Origin of the sequence: Lactonifactor longoviformis (assembly GCF_042848515.1) — a bacterium.
Taxonomy (GTDB): Bacteria; Bacillota; Clostridia; order Lachnospirales; family Lachnospiraceae; genus Lactonifactor; species Lactonifactor longoviformis.
In genome coordinates, this window is the sequence record NZ_AP031453.1 from 2,015,808 (window position 1) to 2,027,736 (window position 11,929).

Here is an 11,929-nt window from a genome sequence, read left to right on the forward strand (position 1 = left end):
GGAATGAAAGAAATTATTTTTGCCGGATTTGGAGGCCAGGGTGTACTTACCGGCGGTCTGATCATTGCTTATATGGCTGCCCAGAAGGAACTGAATGCTGTATGGATGCCTGCTTACGGACCGACCATGAGAGGCGGAAAGGCAAACTGCGTGGTAAAATTTGGAGAAACAGAACAGGAAAAGGTTGGGAGCCCCATCATGGAGGACGCGGACATTCTAATTGCCATGAATGAACCTTCTCTGGATTACCTGCAATTCTGCAAACCGGATGCCACTGTATTTGTCAACTCCAATGCCGTGCGTCAGGATTACAGCTATCCTGAAGGGATAACAGTCATTCCTGTTGACTGTGTCCATCTGGCCCAGGAGGCAGAAAACATGAAGGGGCAGAATCTTGTCATGGCGGGAGCAGTGATTAAAAAATGCGGTCTGTTTGATTTGGATTATGCCACAGCTGCCATGTGCAGGTTTTTTGAAAACAAAGGTAAAGGTAAATATAACGACAAAAATGTGAAAGCAATAGAATACGGGTACCAGGCAGTTTCATAAGAAGGAGGGCGCAATGACAGATATTGAACGCTTAATGAATCCCCGGTCCATGGCAGTGATCGGCGTAACGGACAAGGAAGGCTCCTTTGGTCAGAGGAGCGGCGCCAATGCCTTAAAAAGCCATATTCGGGACAGAGTATATTTTGTTCATCCCAGGCGGGAGAGCTGTATGGGAAAGAAATGTTATAAAGACTTGAAAGAACTGCCTGAGGTTGTTGACTGCATACTGATCTGTACCCCGGCAGCCACAGTCAATTCCATTCTCAGAGAGGCAGGGGAGCTTGGAGTAAAAGGGGCAGTGGTATACGCCAGCGGATTCTCCGAGGATCATACCCCGGAAGGGATTGCCATGGAGAAGGAAATGGAAGACATTGCCCGGACCTATGATATGAAAGTGGTAGGCCCTAACTGTCTGGGAATTATAAACAATGTAAATAAAATAATGATGTGGGGACTGGGAGCTTTGATTGATCTGAATACCAGGCCGACCGGGATTGGGATCATCGCCCAGAGCGGATTCATTGCCGCTAATATTGTACAGCTGGAACAGTTTAATATTTCATATGCGGTGTCAACAGGCAACGGCAACTGCTTTACCCTGGATGAGTGTCTGGAATATCTGGTAGACAACGACAATGTTAAAGTATGTGCTCTTTATCTGGAAGGAATTAAGGATGCGTCTACGTTTTGCAGGGCCCTAGAAAAGGCAGCGAAAAAAAGAAAACCGGTGATTGTATTGAAGTCAGGTGTATCTGAGAAAGGGGCAAAAAGCGCTGCATCCCACACCGGCAATCTGGCAGGAAGTGCGGGGACTTACCGGGCAGTTTTCAAAAAGTACGGGGTTGTAACGGTAGACAGTCTGGAGGAACTTTTGTGTACAGCCCAGATGTACAGTGTGCTGAATGGGCGGCTGCCCAAGGTGAATGGATTTGCCGGTATTAATTTCTCTGGGGGAGAGAATACCATATGTGCAGATCTGTGTGAAAAATACCATGTAAAACTTCCAGACTTGGAAGAGAGTACACTAAAAGAGATAAGAAACTATATCCCTCCCTTCGCAGCAGCCAAAAATCCTTTGGATGGGACCACATCCCTTTTCACGGATCGGGAAAAAGTTTATAATGTGATAAAGGCTATGGGAGAAGATCCGGAAGTTGGAGGCGTACTGGTAGGAATGAATGTAGCAGGGCCCGGGGGGGTGCCTCAAAAAGAGATAACCAGTATGGAAGCTATGATTCAGATCTCAGAGATGGAGAACGCACCGGCCTTGTTTGCAGTACCTTCCTATGAGGGTGACAGAGATAAGGCATGGAGGCAAAAATTAGAGTCCCATGGGATCCCGGTGATGAGCAGTGCGGAGACGGCCTACAAGGCTCTGGGCAAACTGGGAGAGTTTGTAGAATTTCAATGGGAGAAATCCACCCTGGCAATATCGGCGCCGGACAAAGCGCCGTCCGGAGAAAAAAGTGCCATGACAGAATGGGACAGCAAACTGGAGATCCAAAGACTGGGGATCCCCATTCCAGCGCAGGGTATAGCCGCCGTTCGGGAAGACGTACCCAAGGTGGTCGGGAGAATGAAGTTCCCGGTGGCAATGAAGGTGAATTCTCCGGATATTCTGCATAAAACAGACGCAGGAGGCGTAAGGCTGAATGTCAAAAGCAGTGAGGAGGCAATGGAGGCCTTTGATTCTATTTTGGCAAACTGCCGCAGGTATATGCCGGATGCAAGACTGGACGGGATTATCATCCAGGAAATGGCATCTCCTGGTCTTGAGATGATTATTGGAGTAACAAATGATCCGCAGTTCGGACCTGTATTACTGGCAGGACTTGGTGGGATCTTTGTGGAGATATTTAAAGATGTGGCACTTTGTCCCTGTCCGGTAAATACTTATGAAGCCCTGGAGATGCTCAGGCAGCTTAAGGCATACAAAATGCTGGAAGGATACAGGGGAAGCCGTCCCTGTGACTTGAAAGCTTTGACAGACATTATGGTAAAGGTTTCACAGTACGCGCTGGAGCATAAAAATACCATTGCAGAGATGGATCTGAATCCTGTATTTGTATACGAGGAAGGTATGGGGGCTATAGCTATAGATGCGTTGATCGTTGCCTATGGTGATAGGTAACGGATTCAGAATAGGGGGCCATATAGCCAATGAGCGAAAAAAAAAGTTTACCTATATGGATTGGCTGTGTTACCGGTTGGTTTGCAACCCACTGCGGGTCGGGATTTGCCACCGGGGTACAGGCAGCAGAGTATTTTACAAAGTTTGGGGCAATTGGCTTGGTTACACCATTCCTTTCCATGGGGATATTGGGAGTTATGGCGTATATTGCAGTGGAATTCTGCAGACGCAGCAATACACATAATTACAAAGAATTTGCATATAAATTTTATGCACCTTTTGGCAGTATATTCGGAATCATCTGGGATCTAATCTCAGTAATCGGAACAGCCTTAATTACGGGGGCGGTTCTTGCAGGAGGAGGAGAACTTCTGTCAGAGGTGTTTGGAGTGCCTTATCTGATTGCATTGGCTATTATTGCAGGCATTATCCTAATCTGTACTTCCCTGGGCGTAGAGTTTTTCAGAAATATCTCTACCTTGCTTACCATACCTATCGTAATATGCCTTACGTGCATCTCGGTATATGGAATTGCAAAGGGCTGGGGAAATCTCTCTAAGGTTGTGGGGAACTGGGAGATCCAGGGAAGTATCGGCGGAGCAATACTGGATTCACTAAAATATGCTGGTGTCCAGTGCACCTTTATCGGGGTACTGGCAGCCTCCAGTCTGGGCATTGCATCAAAGAGAGACTCTATTAAGATTTCTGTGGGAGGGGCGCTGATGAATGCCCTGATGCTGGGACTGGTAAGCATCTTGCTGTTGGCATATTTTCCGGGAAGCAGTCACGAGAACCTTCCCATCCTGTCTATACTGAAAAACGCTGAAGTTCCGTTTTTGTCCATAATGTATCAGATTACACTTTTCTGTGCAATGATTAGTACAGGAGTAGGATTGATTTTTAGTATAGTAACCAGACTGGAAGGAGTCAGAATGGGAAAAAGCATGAAGAGATTCAGCCATCGCCGAAGGCGTATCCTTTGGGCTTTTATGTTCCTTCTGATTGCGTACGGAATTTCTGTTCTGGGTCTGAGAAATATCGTAGGAGGAGGGTACCGGTTTCTTGCAGCACTGAAAATACCTGTTGTTATGATACCGGTATTGCTTCTGGGCCCCTGGAGGCTGAGACAGACCAGGACAGGAACAGAGAAAAACTAATATATAGATAAGAGAGCCTCTTACAACCGCAGTTTTTGCAGCTGCCGTTGTAAGAGGCTGTTTTTGTTGACATTTTCATTCAATGATTGTAGTATATAATTATAATATTAATACTACACTACACTAAAGAAGAGGCAGGGTGAATGTTATGAATAGAAAAACATCAGGCAGGCTGTTGCTTAGACTGGCAGCCAAAGAATTTCAGGCCGATTGTCCGGATTATGAAAAGGCATTTGCGTTCAATCAGGCAGCGGCAAAACTGGGGGAGCCCTGTGCCAGGTATAATATGGGGTACTTATATGAGAATGGTCTTGGCATAGAGAAAGACCTGAAAAAGGCAATGTACTGGTATGAGATGGCCGGACTGGACGGGATGAAAGGGGCAGAATTGAAGCTTGAGGAGCTGAAAAGCCGTCTGGAGGGTGAAAACCAGGAGTGACAGGAGGGTGAAGGATGGAGTCAAAAGATGCTTTTTATATCAGAATCCGTGAGTTAGAGAGATACAATCTCGCGGATCGGACACAGGATTTGCGGACGAATGTTAAGCTGAAGGACAAGGTCAGAGACAATGGATCGTTTTGTCCTTTTTATGGAGATACGGTCAGCTTTCTTCTGGAGGACAAAATCAGGTGCAGACTGAAAGAAGTGCAGCAGATACTGTACGCTTCAGCTCCGGGCGTTTTAGCGGAGCCTCTCAGGGAAGAGACATTTCATATGACACTTCATGATTTGACCAGCGGCACAGAGCGTGGCCGGATAAAAGAGAAGACGCAAAGCAACGAAAATAAGGTCCGAAGAATTTTCCGTTCTCTGGAAGGGGAACATCCCAAAAACATTCAGATGATTTCATCTTATCTGTTTAATATGGTAAACAGCAGTCTGGTGTGGATTCTGCTGCCCTGGGGGAAGGAAGATTATCAGGAATTAATGGAGCTCTACCAAAGGTTTCAGGAGATAGCAGCGCTGGACTATCCGTTCACCCCTCATATCACTCTGGCATATTACCGTCCGGGCAGCTATTCCGGGCGGCAGCTGGAGAGCCTGGCGCTTATGATGCAGGAGCTGAATAAGGAAAGACTCTATATTAATTTGAACTTGAACAGCCTGGTTTACTGCACATTCAGTGACATGAATCATTACCGGATATGCCAGAGGCTTTTATAAGAAGAGGAGGAGCTGTATGGGAAAACTTTTTTTCAGGGATGCAGGGGGAAGAGAGTATCAGGTACGTACCATGGAAATGCTGGTTCAGTTTCTGGACCGGGAAGGAGCAGAGGCGGGAGAATATCTGACAACAGAATTTGCTCCATGGTATTCAAAACTGACGCAGGCACAGCGGACCTGCAGGCTGAATCCGGACGGACAGGCAGGGATGGAGGAGATTGTGGAGCGGCTCAGGGCTGAATATCCGGACAGAGACGGGAACAGGACGATTCTGGAGCAGATTCTAACTGGGGAGAAAGCCAGGGAAGTGCTCCAAAAAGATCCAGAGAGGCGAAAGGATCTGGAGCAGTGTGTAGAACAGCTTACGGCTTCCTTTGAGATCAGGGATGGCAGGGAAATCACTCTGGCGTGTACAAGAGAACAGTGGCTGGAGGCAATAAAAAGGGATACAAAGAGGGAACCGTGCTATATCATACTGCTGAATTCCGGCTATTCCTCTTATCCTTGGAGAGACTGGGAGACGTTATGTCACAAGGTAATTGTATTTGGGGGCAGTCCGGTACTCAGGCTGGAAGAGAGGATACAGGGCAGGAACTGGAGAGAGCGTGAGGTGGTATTGCTCGGGGATGCAGTGACAGATACCTCTCTGGTGTATGAAGAGATATACGACAGAAGGCTTGGGGTGCCTCTGCACAGGGTAAAAAAAGAAGGAAAATATGGCTATGTGGATCCATGGGGAATGGAAGTATGTGCCTGCCGGTATGACGGTGCAGACGCATTTACGGATGAATTGTCCTGTGTAAGGAAAGACAGTCTTTATGGACTGATCGACAGAAAAGGGGTAGAGATTGTCCCCTGCCAATACAATTGGATGGGGAATTTTCATGAAGGGTTCATTCATGTGAGGCGCAATGGGAAAAGCGGATATATCAACACGTCCGGGGAGGAGACGGTTTCCTGCAGATATGAAGAAGGGGGTGACTTTCACGAAGGTCTGGCCTGGATTGTTAAAAATGAACGTTGGGGGTATATTGACAAAAAGGGACAGGAAGTCATCCCGCCGCGCTTTGTGTATGCAGGCAATTTCTGCGGAGAAAGAGCATGGGTAAGGGAAGAAGCCAGTGAAAGAATTTATAACCAGATTGATCCTGCGGGAAATACGTATCTGAGAGCAAAACAGATCGAGATTTATAGGGAAAAGGATGGATATGCCAGCTATGATGACGAGGGCATGTCTCTTGGCGTTACCTTTGGGGAACAGTGGCAGTATATGCATCATCCGGAAGAAGCGGGGAGCTTTGCTGTGTATGACAGCGGGTATCAGTGGAAAAACCAGGATGGAACGGCAGCCCAGGGAGCAGAACTTTGGGGGCCGGGGATATCGTGGGAGTATTCCGGCTTTTCTCTGGAAACAATGCCTGAGGGACCGGCAAAGGTTTATCCCGTGAAAGCAGGAGAGAAATGGGGGATTGCGGACCGGGGAGGGTGCATGAGAATCTGCCCGGTGTTTGATGAAGTATGGACAGACTGCCAAAATCAATGGATGGGGGAAAATCCCATCTTTGTACGCAGGGGAGATAAGATCGGATGGGTGGATCTCCACGGATATCTCACCGTTCCCTGTGAATATGAGTGCGCGTGCGATGAGAGTGAGGTATTTCCTGTATGGTGGTTTGGCGGTATTCATAAGTTCTGCAGAGAAAGAACCGCTGGGTACCTGAATCGGTATGGGGAGGTGATACTCCCGTTTACGGACGGCAGCTATCACTGGGATTCCGATCTCCAGGCAGTAAAAAAAGTGACAGCAGACAAAAGCGGGAGCAAACATACGGAATACTGGGGTATTCACGGAACACGGCTGCAGGTATCGTGCTGCAGGGATGACGCAGATACTCCCGCCAGATTTTCGGAAGGCTATGCGGTTGTGCATCTGTATGGGAATGGCAGAAATCGTTCTATCCTTGTGGACAGAGAGAAGGGCGCAGGACGCTGTCTTTCTGCGTACTATCCTCATGTGGAAGACTTTTCTGAGGGAATGTGTGCGGTTCAGAATGAAAATGGCCTGTATGGGTATATTGACAGCTGCGGAAGAGAAAGAATCCCCTGCAGGTATGAAAAAGCAGAAGATTTTTCCGACGGGACGGCTCTGGTATGCAGAGACGGAGAACTCCTGTACCTGGACAAAACCGGAAAGGAGCTGCCGGGACTCGGAAACAGATGGCGGACAGCGAAAAGCTTCTGTGAAGGATTGGCGGCCGTGCAAAAAGAAGACGGCACGAAAGGCTATATTGATCACTGGGGAAATATGACCATCATTCTGCCTGAGAACACGGAAGAGTGGCAGAGCTTTCATGAGGGATTGGCAGCTGTAAAGGTGGAGGGCCGCTACGGCTATATCGATTCCAGGGGAAGGACAGCGATACCTTTTCATTACGGTGACAATGCTCTGGGGTTTTCCTATGGACTTGCGGCTGTGAAGGATACTGCTGGCAGGTGGGGGTATATTGATACACAGGGGAATGTAAAAATCCCCTTTCAGTATGATGAGGCATGGACCTTTTTTGCAGGTTTGGGAAGGGTGCGGCGGGATTCCTCGTATTTTCCGGCCGTGAACAACCTTTTGAAGTCCCAGAGAGCAGAGGGAGGATATGGTGTTGTCAATACGGAAGGGACAGAGATACTTCCCTGCAGATATAAAAGGGTCCGGATATGCAAAGATGGTCTTGCGGGTGTAGCTGAGGAGACTGCCCGGGGACTGGAAAAAGTGCTGGAGTATAAGTATTATAACAGAACCGGGACGCAGATAGAGCTTAGGTTTGCAGAGGAAGATCCCAACCGAAATGTTTTTTTGGAATTCTCAGAAGGACTTGCCCCGGCAAGAGGGGGATGGAGAGATAGCAAGAACCGGCAGTGGGGATTTTACATGGAAGACTAAAGGAAAAGAAGGAAGCAAAATGAAGAATTTATCAGTAAAAGATATTGCAGAACTTCTCGCACAGAATGAGGAGACGATCAGACGGAAGATCAGAGACGGAAAGATTCAGGCCATGAAATCTTACAACAGGCAGGGATATGAGATCCCTCCTCAGCAGTTTATACAGGATGGGCTGATTACAGAAGAAAGGCTGGAGGATTATCTGGGCCAAAAAGAGCAGGAGGGGCAGGAAGAAGATTCGGTTTCCTGGCTGGATATTGTCAAAGAGTATGAAGCCAGGGGGGAGACAGGCCAGCTGGAAACCGTGCTGAAGCTTACGCAGGCCATGGACCAGATCTACGATAAACGGATGGAAAGAAGTCTATACAGTGCGTCTCTGATGCAGAAATACAAAAAAGCGGAGGAGGAGATACGTTTTCTGGATTCCCAGATAGAACAGATTAAATTGTATATTGAATTGATTAAAAAGAAATAGAGGAGGAAGGGTATGAGAGGATATAAACTGACGGAGCAAATGGTAATCTCTGTAAAAGATGAGCTGCTGGAACTGGCTGAGCTTTATAAAAACAGCAGGGAAGAATCCGCAGAGGAATTCTGTGCCCGGATGCTGACAGAGGAATTCCAGGACAGCAAAGCGGATGCCCTGGAATATATCAGCCAGCTGAAAGACGGAATACAGGAGCAGCACGACCTGTCACAGCGCTTTTCCGGAAATCCGGATCTGGAAGCAGAGGCGAGGAAGTATATGGGGGAATTTTTCCGGGCCAATGAGATGGATAATCTGCAGCAATACCGTACTTTGTCGGTACTGCGGGCTCTGGGAATGCAGTATAAGCTCCAGGAGTCAGAGGAGGCCTTTTCCGGACAAAAAGACAGCGCGAAAGCCGTAGAACTGGCCCTGGAATGGGAGCTTGCCTCTGAGATGCAGATGGAGGATCCTAAGCGTACAGAGATCGAAGAATTGCTGGAGGAAGCATTAGATGCTGTGAAATACAGCGGGACTATATTTTTTGACAATGTACTGCTGGAAGACTGGAAATCCCTGCTGAGCCGGGCCACAGGGAAGGAACTGGTATCTGTACTGGCGGATATGGAGGAGGAGCAGGAACTTCTGGAGGGGGTTGTCCTGTACAGAAAACTGAGAAGAGGGGAACTCTCACCGGAAGAGACTTCCTTGGAACCGAAGAACCTGTCATATTATGCGAATCTGACCGGCAGGCAGACCGCGGCCGGAAGAGAACAGGCGGACGCTATGGAAGAGGCGCTCCGCACAGGCAACTTTGAAAAGGCAGTGAGCAAAATCGTTGATATCGGGTTTGCCCTTATTGTGGGCGCTGTCACGGCAGCCGCAGTTTTGGGGATACTGTTTGCTCTCTATGCAGCCGGTACTCTGCTGATAGGGGGAGCTGTTATGGCGGGCAATGTATTGACCGGCCTTGGGCTTCCCGCACTTTTGGGAACCATTGTCCAGTTTACATTAATGGGGGTGATCAACTTTTTGGCGGTAATGGGATTTGCGGAGGTTTACAGTGAGGGAATACTGGAAGACACCGCAGATTCCTGGAAAGAGATATGGGAAGAGGTAGAGCGCCGGCTGCTGCCTCCTGTAAAACAAAAGATTACATATTACGGAAGTCAGATATATATGCTTGTGACAGAAAGAATCCTCCCGGGAGTGTCAGAAAAATGGAAGATCTACAGGACAGGAGCTGCTTCTATCGTAGAGGACATAAGAGAAGGGCTGCTTATGCTTGTCAAATCCGGCAAAAGGTTTGCGGAGGACAAGATTCTGGAACCGGTGAAGGAAAAAGTGACGGTGAAGACCGGCCATTAACGGGAGGGAGCAGCATGAAGAGCCTTGCAGATTTGGCCATGCGCATAATGGATCTTTATGAAAGCGGAGTGGCAGCTTTTTTATTTCCAACAAATTATGGGGAGGATTTGAACCGTCTCACAGACTGCATTAGCTGTGAGATGGGATACCTGCCAAAGAACAATATCTGGGAGATTGGCAGGATAAGAAACCGGGAAGGAGGATATGCAGATGATATATACCGCTATATGGGAGGGGCAGCTCCCCTGGAGTATCCGGCGGGAAGAGTTTGCGCCTATACCTCTGTGGACCTTCTCAGAAAAACCTGTGCTTCCTCTCCGGATTATATTGCCCAGGCCCTGGAAGCCTTTTTTGCGGTGGAGGATGAAGAACATTCGATCCTAATAGTGCGCAATGCGGAAGAATATATAAAAAGAGGAAGCAGCTTTGCAAGGGCCCTGGAGAAGATACTGTGCAGCTCTGCGGGGAAACAGAAAAATAAAAAGATGTTGTTTCTGGCCTCCGGCAGTGCAATACAACTTCCCCCTATGCTGGAACCATATATCTATGTAGAGGAGATCCCAGGTTTAACGGAAGCTGAGATAGGGAATATTATATGGGAAATTCTGGGTGATAAAACGGCAGGGGATGATAAACTTTATAAAAAAATGATTCAGTACTTTAAAGGATTTCGAACCAGTGAAATCAAGAGAATATTGCAGTATGCACTGCTGCAGCCAGATGCCTTCGGCGCCTCAGGAAAAGCGCTCTTTAGAATCATCAATGAGGAGAAAAAACAACTGCTGATTAAAAGCAATTCTCTTCTTGAGTGGGCGGAGGAGAGAGAAGAACAGGTTGGAGGCCTGGAGGCCATTAAAAAGTGGCTGTCCAGGAAAGCCGCCATCTATCAGAATTTTGACATTATGATAGAGGATCAGGCAGAACTGCCAAAAGGTGTTTTGATAGCGGGAATACCCGGAACGGGAAAATCTCTTCTTGCCAGGGTGACACAGCAAATTTTTGGAATCCCGCTTCTCAAAATGAGTATGAGACGCCTTTTGGGCTCTTATCTGGGAGAGAGTGAGGCGAACCTGGAACGGGCGCTGAGGCTTCTGAAAGAGATGGCTCCCTGCGTACTGTGGATTGATGAGCTGGAAAAGGCGTTTGCAGGCACTGGCAGCCAGGAAGGACATGAGGTAACACTAAGACTCTTTGGCATTTTTCTGTCCTGGATGCAGGAAAAAGACTTTCCATGTTTTATAGTAGCCACGGCAAATCAGCTTACAGGTCTGCGTCCGGAATTTTTCCGAAAAGGACGTTTTGATGAAAAGTTTTATACGTTTATGCCGTCTCAGAGGGAGTGTCTGGATATTTTTCGTGTATGTCTGAAACGGAGAACCAAGAACCTTGAGGAGGATTTCAGCGCTGTGTCAGAGGATGAACTTAAGAAACTGCTGCTGCCGGTTTTGTTATACGCCGCGGAGAGAAAGAAGTTTATGACAGGCGCGGAGATACAGGCGCTGGTTACTGCTGCTTTTGAGAGTCTGTTTCTTGAATATCTGGAGGAGGAGGCTTCGCTGATACGGCAGAATGGGAGGAAAAAGGTGTCTGTCAGGTTCCCTCTGACAAGAGTGGCGGAAAGCCTGAGAGAATCGCTGGATGAGACACGAATGAATGCAGAGAGCAAATTGTACGAGATTTCAGGGATCTGGCTGGAAATGAGAAAATACGATTTTCTCCCGGCTGCCGGGGAAAAAGCAGAAATCTTGCCCTTTGACAGCCTGGGAGAGGATGGAAGGTTTCGCCCGCTTACCCCTCTGGAAGAGATCTATGATCAAAGACTTAGAGAGGAGGTTATCAAGGGCGTAGAGTATCTTATTGCACAGGAAAAGAAAAACAACAGCAATCTGCCTCTATAGTTCTGTGAATTGATACCGTTTGCGGATGCCTGCATGCATAATATCATATACAATATCACCCTCAGGAGTGGTAGTACAGGTGCATGCGGCATTTTGCGGAATAAACTGACGCATATATTCATCCAAATTGTCAGTTTCAATCTCCTTCAGACTGGTGGTGGGTTTGAGGGAACAGGTGTCATAATATTCGCATAATAACTCGTACTCTTTCATAAAAACTCCTTTCTCTGCCGGTTAAAAGGCTGTGTAGTATAGGCTGAT

At 47.7% G+C, this 11,929-nt stretch carries 10 protein-coding genes; 9 read left to right on the plus strand and 1 reads right to left on the minus strand.

Features of this window, described 5'->3' with window-relative positions:
• Positions 1 to 3: 3 nt before the first annotated feature.
• The 9 genes from ACGHCT_RS09225 to ACGHCT_RS09265 all read left to right on the plus strand — a co-directional run bounded on the left by ACGHCT_RS09225 (position 4) and on the right by ACGHCT_RS09265 (position 11,668).
• The gene (locus ACGHCT_RS09225; RefSeq protein ID WP_154260799.1) at positions 4 to 549 is read left to right on the plus strand and encodes a 2-oxoacid:acceptor oxidoreductase family protein; all 546 of its coding nucleotides are present in this window, start codon (positions 4 to 6) and stop codon (positions 547 to 549) included.
• Between the two features lie 13 nt (positions 550 to 562).
• Entirely contained in the window at positions 563 to 2,680 is a 2,118-nt protein-coding gene (locus ACGHCT_RS09230) for an acetate--CoA ligase family protein (RefSeq protein WP_390439644.1), read from the plus strand.
• 29 nt (positions 2,681 to 2,709) lie between these two features.
• Positions 2,710 to 3,837, plus strand: a complete 1,128-nt coding sequence (locus ACGHCT_RS09235; RefSeq protein WP_226904144.1) for a hypothetical protein — start codon at positions 2,710 to 2,712, stop codon at positions 3,835 to 3,837.
• Between the two features lie 148 nt (positions 3,838 to 3,985).
• On the plus strand, positions 3,986 to 4,276 hold the full coding sequence (locus tag ACGHCT_RS09240) for a hypothetical protein (protein ID WP_390439646.1): 291 nt from the start codon (positions 3,986 to 3,988) through the stop codon (positions 4,274 to 4,276).
• A gap of 14 nt (positions 4,277 to 4,290) precedes the next feature.
• The gene (locus ACGHCT_RS09245; protein ID WP_390439649.1) at positions 4,291 to 5,001 is read left to right on the plus strand and encodes a hypothetical protein; all 711 of its coding nucleotides are present in this window, start codon (positions 4,291 to 4,293) and stop codon (positions 4,999 to 5,001) included.
• Between the two features lie 16 nt (positions 5,002 to 5,017).
• Positions 5,018 to 7,936, plus strand: a complete 2,919-nt coding sequence (locus ACGHCT_RS09250) for a WG repeat-containing protein (RefSeq protein WP_390439651.1) — start codon at positions 5,018 to 5,020, stop codon at positions 7,934 to 7,936.
• Positions 7,937 to 7,955: 19 nt separating this feature from the next.
• On the plus strand, positions 7,956 to 8,411 hold the full coding sequence (locus ACGHCT_RS09255; protein WP_072853923.1) for a helix-turn-helix domain-containing protein: 456 nt from the start codon (positions 7,956 to 7,958) through the stop codon (positions 8,409 to 8,411).
• A gap of 12 nt (positions 8,412 to 8,423) precedes the next feature.
• Positions 8,424 to 9,770: a hypothetical protein gene (locus ACGHCT_RS09260; protein WP_390439653.1), complete on the plus strand. Its 1,347-nt coding sequence runs from the start codon at positions 8,424 to 8,426 to the stop codon at positions 9,768 to 9,770.
• Between the two features lie 14 nt (positions 9,771 to 9,784).
• Positions 9,785 to 11,668 carry an AAA family ATPase gene (locus ACGHCT_RS09265; protein WP_390439655.1) on the plus strand — a complete coding sequence of 628 codons (1,884 nt, stop codon included), beginning with the start codon at positions 9,785 to 9,787 and terminating at the stop codon, positions 11,666 to 11,668.
• On the opposite strand, the gene ACGHCT_RS09270 is transcribed toward ACGHCT_RS09265, so the two are convergent.
• Positions 11,663 to 11,881, minus strand: a complete 219-nt coding sequence (locus ACGHCT_RS09270; RefSeq protein ID WP_072853928.1) for a hypothetical protein — start codon at positions 11,879 to 11,881, stop codon at positions 11,663 to 11,665. The two genes, ACGHCT_RS09265 and ACGHCT_RS09270, sit on opposite strands and share 6 nt — an antisense overlap.
• Positions 11,882 to 11,929: the final 48 nt, after the last annotated feature.